General features: G+C 63.2%; 14 protein-coding genes. 1 reads left to right on the forward strand and 13 read right to left on the reverse strand.

Features of this window, described 5'->3' with window-relative positions:
• Positions 1–47: 47 nt before the first annotated feature.
• Entirely contained in the window at positions 48–806 is a 759-nt protein-coding gene (locus tag BG61_RS42010; RefSeq protein ID WP_129572223.1) for a hypothetical protein, read from the forward strand.
• Here BG61_RS42010 and BG61_RS19745 read toward each other — a convergent pair.
• The 13 genes from BG61_RS19745 to BG61_RS19800 form a co-directional block, all read right to left on the reverse strand.
• The gene (locus tag BG61_RS19745) at positions 790–1,467 is read right to left on the reverse strand and encodes a phage baseplate assembly protein V (protein ID WP_035936344.1); all 678 of its coding nucleotides are present in this window, start codon (positions 1,465–1,467) and stop codon (positions 790–792) included. The two genes, BG61_RS42010 and BG61_RS19745, sit on opposite strands and share 17 nt — an antisense overlap.
• The gene (locus tag BG61_RS19750) at positions 1,464–2,027 is read right to left on the reverse strand and encodes a hypothetical protein (RefSeq protein ID WP_051672667.1); all 564 of its coding nucleotides are present in this window, start codon (positions 2,025–2,027) and stop codon (positions 1,464–1,466) included. Before BG61_RS19750 ends, BG61_RS19745 begins: the two co-directional genes overlap by 4 nt.
• A complete protein-coding gene (locus tag BG61_RS19755; RefSeq protein ID WP_035936346.1) occupies positions 2,017–2,556 on the reverse strand; it encodes a phage tail protein in 540 nt (179 codons plus the stop codon). Before BG61_RS19755 ends, BG61_RS19750 begins: the two co-directional genes overlap by 11 nt.
• A 2-nt stretch (positions 2,557–2,558) precedes the next feature.
• On the reverse strand, positions 2,559–2,852 hold the full coding sequence (locus tag BG61_RS19760) for a head-tail joining protein (RefSeq protein ID WP_035936348.1): 294 nt from the start codon (positions 2,850–2,852) through the stop codon (positions 2,559–2,561).
• 10 nt (positions 2,853–2,862) lie between these two features.
• Entirely contained in the window at positions 2,863–3,858 is a 996-nt protein-coding gene (locus BG61_RS19765) for a major capsid protein (protein WP_035936349.1), read from the reverse strand.
• Between the two features lie 70 nt (positions 3,859–3,928).
• Positions 3,929–4,276: a head decoration protein gene (locus BG61_RS19770; protein ID WP_035936350.1), complete on the reverse strand. Its 348-nt coding sequence runs from the start codon at positions 4,274–4,276 to the stop codon at positions 3,929–3,931.
• Between the two features lie 29 nt (positions 4,277–4,305).
• Complete coding sequence (locus BG61_RS19775; RefSeq protein ID WP_035936352.1) at positions 4,306–5,439, reverse strand: head maturation protease, ClpP-related; 1,134 nt, start codon at positions 5,437–5,439, stop codon at positions 4,306–4,308.
• Positions 5,440–5,453: 14 nt separating this feature from the next.
• Entirely contained in the window at positions 5,454–6,944 is a 1,491-nt protein-coding gene (locus BG61_RS19780; RefSeq protein WP_035936353.1) for a phage portal protein, read from the reverse strand.
• A complete protein-coding gene (locus BG61_RS19785; RefSeq protein WP_035936356.1) occupies positions 6,941–7,147 on the reverse strand; it encodes a phage head-tail joining protein in 207 nt (68 codons plus the stop codon). Before BG61_RS19785 ends, BG61_RS19780 begins: the two co-directional genes overlap by 4 nt.
• 10 nt (positions 7,148–7,157) lie before the next feature.
• Positions 7,158–9,230, reverse strand: a complete 2,073-nt coding sequence (locus BG61_RS19790) for a phage terminase large subunit family protein (protein WP_035936359.1) — start codon at positions 9,228–9,230, stop codon at positions 7,158–7,160.
• A complete protein-coding gene (locus BG61_RS42855; RefSeq protein WP_161783687.1) occupies positions 9,230–9,403 on the reverse strand; it encodes a hypothetical protein in 174 nt (57 codons plus the stop codon). Before BG61_RS42855 ends, BG61_RS19790 begins: the two co-directional genes overlap by 1 nt.
• Before the next feature lie 259 nt (positions 9,404–9,662).
• Entirely contained in the window at positions 9,663–10,400 is a 738-nt protein-coding gene (locus BG61_RS19795) for a hypothetical protein (RefSeq protein WP_051672662.1), read from the reverse strand.
• Positions 10,401–10,676: 276 nt separating this feature from the next.
• Positions 10,677–13,376 (reverse strand): VapE domain-containing protein, encoded by a 2,700-nt coding sequence (locus BG61_RS19800; RefSeq protein ID WP_035936360.1) that lies wholly within the window; start codon positions 13,374–13,376, stop codon positions 10,677–10,679.
• Positions 13,377–13,483: the final 107 nt, after the last annotated feature.

Raw genomic sequence — 13,483 nt, forward strand, 5'->3', positions numbered from 1 at the left:
CTCCGGCTGCAGTGCGCTCGAAGTCGCCGTGCCGCTCGAGCTGCTCGATGCGCTCCGCACTCGTCGCGACGATCAGGCTTTTCTCGACCGGTGCGGTGCTTCCGTCGGCAAAGACGAACGTGCGCGATTTGAACGCCTTGTCGCGAAACGTGACGGTTTGCTCGGCGGCGACGCGCGACGTGCTACTCACTTCGCTTTCTTTCGGCATATCCGACCTCCAAATAAAAAGGCCTCGCACGGATGCAAAGGGCGGGCGCCTCGGCATCGCCGTGCCAACCCTCCCAGTAACCCTCCACAACCCGGAGCAGGAGCTTCACTGTGGAATCGTTCCAATCCATACGATGCCGTCCAATATTGAGAAATTCGACAATCTGACCGCGCGCGTATTTGCCTCGCTTTACGAGGCTTTTCCGGTCGAGAAATCACTACAACCCGCCGATTTCGACATCGGTGCGGAGGCCGCCTTCAACGACGCAGACGCGATCAACGCGCCACTATTGAAAGATGTTGAGTTTTTTGCGAGTACCGTCCGCTGGCTTGCATCAGCCGGATACCTGGAGTTCCGCACCGAAAGCAATCTGGGAACCTTTTACGACGCGACTCTCACTTCCAAAGGTCTGGAAGTGCTCAAGGCAGTGCCCGACTCTCTCAAAGATTCGTCCGGCCGCTCGGAGAAGACGCTGGGCGAGTATTTGACCGACTCCGTCAAGGCCGGTGCGGTTGAGGCGATGCGAAAAGGCGCAAGCTATGCGCTTTCGAGCGGCGCAGCGCTCGCTTGGAACGCAGTGCTTACAGCGGTTCGCTAGTGGGCGCACCGTCTCCCTGTTCTCGATGTGTGTGATGCATCAAAGAGACCCCGGCTGCAGTCACATCCTTCGAAAAATGCGCCTCGCCATCGATTTCCGAGGCTGGCCCACCCGCGCTATTGCTACCCGTCATACCGCCCTGGAACGTCAGGCGCTTCTGCGTCGTGCTGTCACCGGTGAAGGTGGAGTCCGGCGCATCGACAAGCAGTTTGGGCGTGGTCTGCGTGATGCCGGCCGTGGTCATCTCCATCTGCGTGTCACCGATGCGAAACACGATTCGCCCGCCCGCCGGCACGGAGAACACGTATTCGTGCGCATCGTGGTCGTAATGCTCATGTGCGCCGTCCGGATAGTCGGTCACCGTCATGTTCGGCGCCTGGCCGTTCGCACCGCCATGCGTGTCGCTATAAAAGCCGGCCACGACGAAGGCGCCCGCCAGCGTGCCGGAGGGCGCGAGCACGACCGCCTGCTCGCCCACGGACGGCGGGCACCAGGTTCGCACCCGTCCGGCCGCAACCGTCTTCCACGGCAATAGCGCACTCACCCACTCTCCATTGCGCACCCTGCATCGCGGTGGATCGTATTGGACGCTATCGATGAAGCCGGCCTGCACGATGCTCGCTAGCAGGCGATCGATCTCGCCGATCTCGTAGTCGCTCAAGTTGAATCTCCCTCGCTCGCGCCGATGCCCTGCAGCGTGTCCTGCGGATCCTGCGCCGGATCCCAATACGCCGACGCGTGCTCGCCACCGATCTCGGGCTCGACGCCCCACACCACTGCCGAGCCGCCCGGCGGGAACGGCGGCATCATGTCGCCCAGGTCGAACTCGTGCGTCCACTCGACCAGCCACACCAAATAGGTGTCCAGGTGCGGCCTGAACGGATCCTCGGCAATCTGCACGAGCTTCGCGGGCGTCACCGGCAATTCCCACGTCTGCGCGTGAATAGCCTGCGCGATGCGTGCAGCCAGTTCGCGCACGCCCAGCTCCGCCTCGTCAGCCATCGGGTCCACGATCGCTCGCGCCTGAAAGCGGCCGATCAACGACGTCTGGCCGGTACCGGGATCATGCCCTGGCTCCATCTCCGACAGCTCGATCACGATGCACGGCGTCGGGATCTTGCGCCCGAGCTTCGGATACGCGTCGATGAAGTCCATCCCGGCGACCGCGTCGCGCAGGCCACCGACGATCGCGTCATGCAGTGTCTTGAGGTTATCGAGCACGTCGCGCATTCCCTATTGCTTTCTGAATTTCATAGTTCACCTCCTGCTTCAGGATCGTCATCAGCCGCGCCTCACACAGTTGCGCGGCCCGCCTGAACGCGGGGTCGCCGGACGTCGACCAGTCCACCGTCACCATCTCGAACGGCGTGCGGGCCTTGCCGGCCCGACGATAGAGCGGGCCGTCGGGCTTGGCCTGCGTCTGTCGCCACGCCCCTTCGAAGGTCAATCGCCCGGCCCGCATACCCTTGCCGGTCTTGGTGATTGTCCCGATACGGTGAGCTTCTACGGGATTCAAGCCGAGCCAGACCTTGCCCGTGTCGGCCGACCGGAGAAAGAAATACAGGCGGCTCTTGATCACCTTCTGCGGGATCTTTGTCGCCGCCGATACCTCTTTACTGGTCTGGCTCTTGATCCAGGCGGCGGTCTTGCGAAGCGTGCGCCGCCACGCGGCCTGCATAGCGGCGGACGACAATCCGTCCAAAGCGGCCGTCACTTGCTTGATGTCGATCTCGACCTTGAGTCGGTCCATCGTCACCCCTTTAAAAGCAACACCGTCCAGCCGGTGCCGTCCGGCTGCAACTCGAAGACGGTGTACCGTTCCTCGCCGACCTCAACGACGCTGCCTTCGCGCATGCGCACTGCGTCGCTGTCACGCACGCTCACCTGCGGATGATCGAGTTGCGTTCGCTGGTGGCCGAGGTCCGGACCGAGCCACGGCGCCGCGAACATGCCGGGCACGGGCACGCCGTCGACCTTGATGTCGTCGTCGGCCAGGTCCCGGACCACTGCCGCATCGAGATCCGCAACCAGGTCGCGGAATGCCATACGTGACTCCTTACACGGTCAGCTTGATGACGGCTTTCGGTCGCGTACAGAGGTGAATCGGATTCGATTGCGCCTCGAGCTCCACGCCCTTGTCGAAGTCCATCAGCTCTTGCTTGGCGTAGTACGGCAAGCCGGTCGTGTTGACCGCTTCCATGTAGTCCGCCGGCGCAAAGCGCGTGATGAACAACTCCGGCACCCCTTCCGGCACCGCATACGCCTCGTTGTCAGCCACGTAACCGATGCCACCGACACGGCCGCGGTAACGCTCGAAGGTGCACCCGCCGAGATCGAACGCATCCCGCGTGTCACCGCGCAGCTGCGCGGCCAACGTCGAGTTCAAGTAAGTCTCTTTGACCGTCTTGAGCACGATGAGGAGGTTCCAGAAGTTGCGACCGCACAGCACGCGCACGCCCGTGAATGGGGTGTTGCCGAGCGCATCCTCGATCGCATCGAGCACTTGCGCGCACTTGCTACGGATCTCGGTGTTTGCCTGGTCGAGCTCGAAGTCGATCGTCGTGCGCTCGATCCCAAAGCGATCGAGCAGATCCTCGACGATGGTCTGGCCATCTGCGTCGAGAATCTGCCCCTTGATCGCGCCGATGCGGTGATACTCATGAGTCGCATCGAGCTGGCGACGCATCTTGCCGAGGCGCCGATTCACCACCGTCTGCACCGCCTCGAGCTCAGTTTCCGATCCGAAGGCGCGAAGGTTTTGGACCTCGTCGGCGCCGATGGTCGCGCGTTCGGGCAGGTGCACCGTATTGAACGGCAGCATGCTGCGCTTGCTGCCCTTGATGACCTGCGCGGGAACACCGCGGCGACCGGCCGGCACGAGTGCCAGCGTGTCACCGTCCTTCTCGATCTGGACGACGGTCGTGGTGATCCCCTGCTCGTCGAACAAGCCGAGGGCCGCCAGCCGGCTCGGCACATACGGCGTTTCGTTGATGGCAGCGCTGAGCGACGACAGCGAGAAGGCGTCGTCGTTAAAGAGGGCGATATCCGCCATAGAAGCTCTCCTGGAGTTTAAAGCGAGCTCGCGCGGGGGCGAGACGTTGTGCAACGTGGGGCGTCAGGCGTTACGGACGGACAATGACGAACTGCTCGGCCAGGTCATTGCGTGCGCCGGCATCGAACCCCGTCAGCAACGCTTCGGCGACTTCGGCGAGCCGCACGATCGCGACGGCCGGTCGGTCTGCGCTCGACGCCGCGAGCGGGCCGTAGAGTACGGCGCTCGCCACTTCGGCGCCGGTGTTCGCGGCGTTGTCGTAGGGCGCGTACTTACCGGTGCCGAGCGTGCCGAGGATCTGGCCGGCCGGCAGCGCATCGCCAGCTTCAACAATGATCGGCTCGCGCGAAATCCGGCCTTGGCCCTCGGACAGGAGAAACTCGCCCGTCTGCACGCCTTGGGTATAGATAGTGGACATACAACTGCTCCTTTAAGGGATGGACCAAGTTACTTTGCACCGCCTTTTCGAGCGGCGTAGATGGACGCCGCCTTCGGTCCTTGGGGCGATGCGGAAACGTCGCCGGCGGTTGGCCTTTGCCGGTTGTTCAGCTGGCGCTGCGAGGCCGTCACCGCTTCGAAGAGCCGAGCGCGCACCTGATCGGACGTCAGACCGTCGCGCACGAACTCGACGGCCCGCTCCGGCAACTCGGCCGCGAGACATAGGCCAGCGATGTCCTTCGCGCTCTGGATCGATGCATCGACAGTGGCGCGATCGCGCAAGCCCGACGCCGTGACAATGCTTTCCGCCAGCGCCGACAGATTCGCTTCGCGGCACGCGTTAAACACATGCGCTGCCAAGACACTCGCCGTCTCCGCTGACGCGGCCGGAACCGGCTCTTGCGGCGCAGGCGCAGGCGGTGGATCGACCGGCGGAGGATTCGAAGTCGGTGCGACGGCCGGCGGTGGCTCATCTGCCGGAGGATCGTTGGCGGGCGGCGAATCCCCCGCGCCCTCGACGAGCGCCTTGACCGGCTCCGGGGCCTTTTGAAAACGGGCGAGCAGTCCGGCGGCGTTGGTCGACGCGGCAAGGCGCACCGGCTCTTCGATCACATCGCAGAACCCGAGCGACTGCGCTTCGAGTGCCGTGAGCCAGGTCTCGGCGTCCATCATCGCGACGAGCTCGTCATCGGACTGTCCGCTCTTGCGCCGATACGCCGCGAGAATGCCGTCGCGCGCCTTGTCCATCATGTCCGCCGTGCTGCGCAGATCGGCCGCCGTACCTAGCGCAATCGTCCACGGGTTGTGAATCATCAGCATCGCGTTCTCCGGCATCACGACCTGGTCGCCCGCCATCACGACGAGCGACGCCGCCGATGCCGCAACGCCATCGACGCGAGCGGTCACCTTGCCCGCATACCGGCGCAAAGCGTTGTAGATCGTGAAGGCGTCGAACACGTCGCCGCCCGGCGAATTCACAGCGACGATGACCTCCGCTGCACCTCCCGCCACGGCGTCGAGCTGCTCGATGAAGCCCTTCGCTGTCGCGCCCCAGAAGCCGATCTCGTCATAAATCCGAAGCTCGACGACGGCCCCCTGCGCGTTCGTCGTCGCCTTGATGTCCCACCACTTACGATTTTTCATCGAGGTCCCTGCTTTCAAGTTGGTACGTCGCCGGCGATATCGCGATCGCGCGGGTCGGTGTCGTATTGCAGGCCGAGCGCATCGGCGCGTGCGTTGTCAGCCGCGTTCTCTTCGTCGACCTGCTCCGGATCCTCGCCCTGCTTGAGAATCGATGCGGAGCGGCTCGTGAGGCCCGAGCGGATCGCCAGCTTTTGCGCATTGACGTCCTGCACCGGATGGATGTACGGCCAACCTTGCGGCACCCACCGGACCCGCAAATACTCACGGCGCGTGCGATAGAAATCCGGCATCGGCATGGCACCCGACAACGCGCAGGCGTCTACCCACCACGCCCACACGCGGTTGCAGTACTGGTGAATGAAAATGTTCCACTGCAGCTGCTCGATCGCGCGGCGAAATTCGTTGAGCAGCACGCGCAGTACGCGATCGCCGACTTCGCGCAAGTCGCCGGTAAGGATCTCGTACGGCATGCCGACTGATGCCGCCGCTGCCATTAGCTGCTGACGCATAAAAGGCCCGTAGTCGCTACCCGCGCCCGGCGGCTGCGCAAATGCAACCTCTTCGCCTGGCGCCAACTCCTGCATGGAACCCGGTTCGAGCGAAACGATCGGCGAATAGCCGTCCCCGTCATACACCACTGGCTGCCCCGTCATCGGGTCAATATCACCGGGGCCCGATGCCGTCGCCTGCGGCTTTGTGATGAAGCCGGCGAACAGATTGCTGACCTCCTGTCGGAACAACACGGCATCGTCGAAATTGTCGAGCGAATGCAGGCGCAACAGCACCGTCGCAAGCTCCGGAACACCGCGAATCTGTCCCGGGCGCAACGGCTGGAAGACGTGCGCGATGTCATCCGCCGGAACCGCCACCGTCGCCATGCTCGTCGTGTTGAGCCGGTTGTATTCGCCCGGGTGTCTCCGGTAGAGGTGGTAAGCAACGCGCAGGTCATCGGCGTCAAACTCGACGCCGTTCAAAATCTCGCCCCCATTGCGACCGAGCTCGTTCTTCTCTACGGGCAGTTGATCAGCTTCCATCAATTGCACCTGCAGGGGCACCGCGAGGCCATCGGATGGCCTGCGAAGCCGTCGCCGGAGCAAGGTCTCGCCGTCGCTGAAGAACGCTCGAGCCGCGAGCGTCTGTTGCCCGTAGAAGTCGAGCAGGCCGTCCGCGTCTGCCTCTTTGACCCAGTCATCCCAAAGTTGCTTTTGCTGCTTGGCGATATCTTTGTTCGGGTGTTGAGGATGCGGCTGAATTCCGGTGCCAATCGTGTTGGAGACGAGTCGCGCAATCGCGGTCTTTGCCCACGGATCGTTGCGGATCGCATCGCGCGCACGACTACGCAGCAGCGGAAGGTTTTGCACCGCGGCGAAGTTCGGACCGGCACTCGATGTCTTCCACGTCCGCCCGCGCGCGCCAGCTGAACTTGCGGACTCGTATGCGGCCGCTTTCACGCGCGTCGGCATGACAAAGCCTCGCTTCGCCAGTGCGGGATAAGATCCGCTCATCGAACCCCCTTGCCCGCGCTGCGTAACCGGGAGATCCGTGAGCGGGGACGCTCGCTATCGAGCCCGCGCACGATCTCCGTTTGTGCCTCACGCAGCTCGGCGATCGAGCGATAACGCACCCTGCGGTCGTGATACTGCACTTCGAGCTCACCTTTCGCGATCGCACTCTGAATGCGGTCCAGGTCAGCCTGTGTATAGGCCATAAGGTCACTCCTACCGACGGCGTTTCAGATAAGACGAACTCCCGACGCGTCGGACGGGCAAGCGGGTTGCAGGAGGCTGGATCGGCTGGGTCGGCTTGGCCGGATGAACAGAAGGCTGCACGGAGGCAACGGATGGCGCCACTTCGACGATCTCGGCGCTCGGTTCGATCGGTCGCGCTTGCGCCACTTCTCCGCCTTCGGCAACTGGCGGGTCTGCGGGCTGCGTCGGCCTGAACAGATCGTCGCGTTCGAGATTCGATTGCAGTGTTTCCCACTGAAATGCTCGCCAACGAGGTAACCCGACAAAGGCTGCCGCGGCCATGTTGTAGACCATGATGTCGAGAACCTCGTTGCGAGCCGCCTTCGGCTTCCACCACTCGCGTTTCGCCTTGCCGCCGATCCACTTGGTCACGAGCCGCTCGACCGTGAGCTGATCGAAGAAGTCGGGCGGCAGCTCCGGCGAGAAGTGAATACGGTGTGCGCCGCGCCCCTCGAGCTTCAGCCAACCCGTGAGCTGCTCCTTCGCCGCGAACGTGCCGATCGGATAGATATACGCCCCGTTCTCTACCTTCAGGCCCTGCCAATTGAAGTCCTGCGCGCTGCGCTTGCCCAGGAGGGGCCGCTTCTCTTCGCCAAACCCTTTCACGCCGAAGAATCCCTCGTGCGAGCGCTCACGCAGCCACGCATAGCAGCGTTGCGCGTTGTACCCGGTATCCACCGCGCAGGCCCGCACATATAGGTCGCGGCCCCAGGCATTGCGGATCGGCGTGCGCACAATGTCGCGCATCTCGGTCCATGGATCGTCTTCGTTGGTGTCGCCGTAGATGACCCGGTAATCGACCACCCACGCCTCCTCGCCGATGCCCCACGCGATGATCAGGAGCTCCAGCCGATCGGGCTGCACGTCGACGGCGCCCGTCAGCACGAGGCCGCCCGGCGGGATGGTGCCGAGGCGATACGTTTCGGTCTGTGCCCGCTCCTGCAATGCGTGCGCCTTGATCCGGTCGCCCGGCTGCTCCCATGTCAATGCGAGGCGCGTGTTCCAGAATTTCTTCAGCTTCGCGAAGTCGCCGGCGTCCGCTGCCTTCTGTGCCTCCATGAACTCGCGCACGAGCGCGGGCCAGCGAACCCACGGCGAATACAGCGAGTTGATCCAGAAGCCCGCGGCCTTGTTCGGACCGGGCGCCTCCGCAATCCAACGGCCGCCCGCCAACAAGTCCGGCTTGTGGCGTTCCTCGATCAGCCCGTTGCACTCGACATCGACGCAGATGTACATCGCGGTGTCCGGGTCATCATCGACCCAACGCAAGCGCCGACGACCATCGGCGTCCGCCCAAATGAGCGGCTGCTCGATGGCGCAGTGCGGACACTTCACGTAGTAGCGGCGCTGGTCGCTGTTCTGGTAGCGGAACTCGATCTCCGACGCATCTTTCTCGGTCGGCGTCGAGGTGTAAAGCCGCTTTGCTCGCGCGCCGAACGTATCCTGCCGGTTCGAGGCAAGCCCGATCGGATCGCCTTCCCCGTCGACGTCGTTCGGATATCCGTCGACCTCGTCGAAATGGATGTTGCGCGCCGGCATCGAGCGCAGCCCGACCGCGCTATTCGCGCCCGTGACGACGACCATCGAGCCGCCGTCGAATTCCTTTTCGAGGATCGTGTTGGCGCTATCGCGCGAGCGCTTCTCCGCTGCCTTCGCCTTGATTGCCGGTGTGCTGTCGACCATTTCCGACAGCCGCTGCCGGCTCCAGCGCTTCGCAAGATTCAGCGTCGGCAGCACGACCAGAAACGGACTCGGCACCCGATCGATGGAATAGCCGAGCCAGTTCATGCCGGTCTCGCTCTTGCCCACCTGCGTGCCTGCGACGAACACGACGTCCTGCACGTGACTGGTGACCGAGAGGCAATCCATCGGCTCACGCAGATACGGTGTGCGCGATGTACGCCACTCGCCGGCCTCAGCAGCCACCTTGCGCGAAAGCTGGCGGTTCTCGTCGGCCCACTCGGAAACCTGCACGATCGGGTCGAGCTCGATCCCCGCTCGCCACGCGTCGGTGGCAAGCGTCCAAGCATCTATCGATCTCATTAGTCGACAGGCCGTTGTGGCACGAGAACCGTCGTCGCGATCTGCTTTAAGCAGTCGCGTATTTCAGCGTCGAGCATATTCATTACCTTCAGCGGATCAGATTCGAATGCCACCTGAAGGTGGATACGTTCGGGCAGCGCCAGCAGCCGTTTCGCCACCGTCGCCCGCGCCATCGGGCGCATCTCATTACAGGGCGGCCATTCCGGCGTCTACGCTGCGACTGGTTGAACCGCACGGGCAAACAAAAAGCCCCGAGGCTTTCGCACTCGGGGCTTCACGGAAATTCAGGGCGCACGACTCCAGCGTACTCAGCAGGCTCCATTTATCTTTCTTCTGTCCCGTTGAGGTTGCACGACTAACGCGCGGTGCCAGCGAATTGTTTGTTGACCAAACGAGTGCGAGTCTATTCGTGCGTTCACCAAAATGCAAGCCTCACCGCGCGCGGAGCGCCCGCTCGAACTGGGCTTCGGCCTCGGCGTCAATCTGGAGCAGGATCGACATAAGCCATTCGAAGCGATCCGCCCACCGACGATGGTACTGATCGAGTGGAACACCGAGCGCGCGTGCCCGCTTCGCAGCATTGATCGGCTCTTTGCCGCTGCCATTGCAGTGAGTGCACAGGTGCGGCACGTCCGCAAAGGGATGTTCTTCGTAAAAGCCCTTTCCATAGCAACCGGGACAGAGCGTCCGATCGGCGATCGGCCACCTGGAGAAGCGCAAGCGAGAATCGACCGCATCACGCACAGGTCGACACGTTTTGCAATCCACGCGCTTGGTGGTACGGCCGCCACCGCCGAGCATCCCTCGACCACCGCACGCCGAGCATTGGTCCGCCACCCACTCGACGATGGCCCGTTCGGCGAATCGCACCAGCAACGAAGATCGATCGGCGGCGGCGTCTCCCTGCTTCTTTTCTTCGGCTGCCTTCGCGAAGCTCGATTTGCCGCGCCTGTATCGACCGTTCAGCGTAATGCGCGAAGCGAGCAGGAGCGACGCGCGATGCAGCGCACGCTGTCGCAAGTCCTGCCCGTACTTCAAGTGCCAGAGCATACTGCCCAATTCATCGACCGACGCCAACGCACCCAAAGTTACTTGGCGATCCGGCGCCACGTCCGCAAGTTGCACGCGAACATTCATCGCAATTCCGGCCCTCTCTTTGAGAACGCTCATCGGCTTACTCCTTTATGTCCCAATGTCCTAATGTCCCAAAGGAGATAGGTCGTAGGCGTGCGGGCCCGCGCGCGACATGCGCCCTCCGCGCACGTCGCACGCCTGCGCACGTCAGGCCAGGGAGCGATTGGGACGTTGGGACACGGGACGGTGACAAAAAAGACCGCACACGGCGCGCCAACGCTGCCGCCGAAGCGCGCCGAACGGGTCGCTAAATGGACATGCATGGCGCGCTGCGCGCGCGGGTTGGAAAGGAATTGGTGTGTCATGAGCGAATCAGAGCGGGCTGTCATCGTCGTCACCGCCGACCAACGCTGGCGCCCCGAGCTCAGCCGTGGCCGGCGCATTGTCTTCCGGCACGTAATACCAGCCGCGACGCCCGGTCGACTCACGCTTGCGGACCCAGCCGAGCGATTTGAGCGCCTTGCCGATGCGCCGCTGCTCGGGCAACGTCCACTTCGACGTGTCCAGCTTCAACACGTCGGCGAGGATTTCCTCCATGGTGATTCGCGCAACCAGCTCCAGGTGATGAGCGATTTTGTCCTCGTACACATCACCCTCATAGCGCTCCGCCTGCTCGAGCTCGAACAGATACTTCTCCGCTTCCGTGACGTGCCAGACGACCCCTTGTCGATACAGGTGCACGGCCTCCGCCCACAACTGGTCGCGATCACGGCGCAGGCCGTCGACGTCGATCGGCCCGCCCACTCGAATCGGCCAGTATCGCCGGTTGCCGGACTCGTCCTTGAGATACGTGTCGAAGTTCACGGAACCGGCGAACACGCCTTGCCGGTGCACGTCGGTGGCTCGCTTTCCGTAGAAGTTTCGAAAGCGGTCCGTCTCGGTCGCGAAGAAGCTCTTGGCGGCCGACGAGTCGCTCTTGTTCAGCGAGTCGAGTTCGGCCAGCTCGATGATCCACTTGCCCGCCATCACCGCGTACGAGTCCTTGTCGCCGATGCGAATGGGCGAGTTCGTGTACCACGGTTTGCCTGCAATAACCTCCAGTGCCGTCGATTTGCCCCACCCCTGCTTGCCTTCAAGGATCAGCACGTTGTCAGCCTTGCACCCGGGTCGCATCACACGAGCCACTGCGGCGATCATCCACTTCAAGCCGGCGAGCCGCACGTACTCGCTATCGGCCGCGCACAGGTACGTTACAGGCCACGCCTGCAGGCGTTCCGTTCGATCCCACGTGAGGCCCTCGAGGTATTGCCGGACGTCGTGGAAGTGATGCTGATCGGCCACCAGCAGCACCGCGTTCATCACAATGTCCGGACGCACGGAGATTCCGTATTTTTGCGATAACCACAGCACGCAGCGGTGATCGTCCATATCGGTCCACTCGCCGAGTTCGGCCTGCTGAAGCGGAGGCAGCTTGCGCTTCACCACGCGCCCGGCGAAGTCGTCCTGGGCGATCACGCCGTCCCAATCCTTGTGATTCGTCAGAATCATATGGACGTTGCCGAGCACGGGCAGCAGTGCGCCCTTGTCCGAACGGGCCAGATCCCGCTCCCAGGTCCACGCGCCATTCTCGGGTTCGCGCCCGTCGTCTTCCGGCGTTGCAGCGCCGGCGGACGTTGCGTCGATCGGCGTGATCGTGCCAAGAACCGTACGCACACCGTTCGCCGACTCAGCCGACACAATGCCCGCCGCTTCCATCGCCTCGATCAGACGTGCCGCCCGGTTAAAACCAATGCGTAGGTGCCGCTGCACAAGCGAGACAGACGCACGCCGTTCTTTGCGCACGATGCCGACCGCCTGGTCGAAGAACGGATCGTCGCCCGGCTCGACCGCCTGCAGGTGCGGAAATACTGGGACTTCCGACGCGGCCGGCGCGAGTGCTGCAAGCAGGCCCGCCTCGATCTGCGCCTTCACGACATGCAGGCCTTCCTCGCAGTGCAGATCGTTGAAGTCGGTAAGCTTACGATCGTCGCGGTTGGCGAATAGAGGAAACACGACGCTCGCGTTACCGACCTCCGCTGCCGCCTCATAGGCGCGTTTGAGGCCGGTATTCTCGAACCGACGTTTACGCTCAGGCATCACGTCGTTGGCGATCGTGAGCTCGAGATACCCGACGCCCTGCTCGTCGGCCTTGGCTCGCACGCGCACCATGTACCACGTGTGCTTCGCCTCGATCCGAACGGCGTCGCCGTCGACCAGCAGCTCACCGGTGAAGCCATAGTCCTCCGCGAGGTGATCGCGCAGGCGCTGCTCGGTCTTCCAGTCGTCGTCGGCGCAGATCAGCAGGTGCAGATTCGGGTACGCATGACGCAGGTAGCGAGCAGCGGGCAGAATGCCGCCCGCATCGAAGCACACGGTGAGCGGGATCCGCTCGGCGGTGGCCATACGGATCGAGCGGCCGGTCGCATAGCCTTCGGCGATCATTGCGACCCGATCGTGCGCATCGATGTCGCCAAGCAGGAACGAGGCGCCCTTCTTTTCCATGCCTTTGTTAAACCGCTTGGCACCATCGGGAGTGATTTTTTGAAGCCCCGCGAGACGCATGCCGTTGTCATAGTGGAACATCGGCACCAGGAGCACGCCTTCGTCATCGAATCGCACGCCCTCCGGCGTGATCTGCTTGCGATCGAGATAGGCCGACGCACCGTCGTCTTTCGCCTTCTGCCATTGCGAATGCGCTCGGTTCGCTGCGAGCTTGGCAGCCTGGGCGGCCTTCGCTGCCTCGATGCGCTCCGTCTCCTCTTGCCGCTTGCGCGTCTCGGCAAGATCATCGGGCGTGAGCTTCGCGCCGTTCCACTGGAAACGTTCGGTTCCGGCGTCATCGCCGGAGAAATGGCCGTACGTGCCGGTGTACCCGAGCACGGTGCCTGCACGAACGACCTCGCGCAGCTGATACCAGAATTTCTTCCTCTGACCATAGCGGTGGTGCTTGCCGTCCGCGATCGGATGGCCTTGCGGTAATGGCGGATGCCCAGCTGCGATCAGTTGCCCGATGACCTGGTCTAACGATGACATTCGATGACTCTCCTGAGCAGTTCAGCTTGATAAAGACGGCTGCGCCAGACGGCGCGTCCTGCAACATAGGATTGGCGCCCGATCGCGCATCGATGGGTCGATGGATT

This window comes from Caballeronia glathei, assembly GCF_000698595.1.
GTDB lineage: Bacteria > Pseudomonadota > Gammaproteobacteria > Burkholderiales > Burkholderiaceae > Caballeronia > Caballeronia glathei.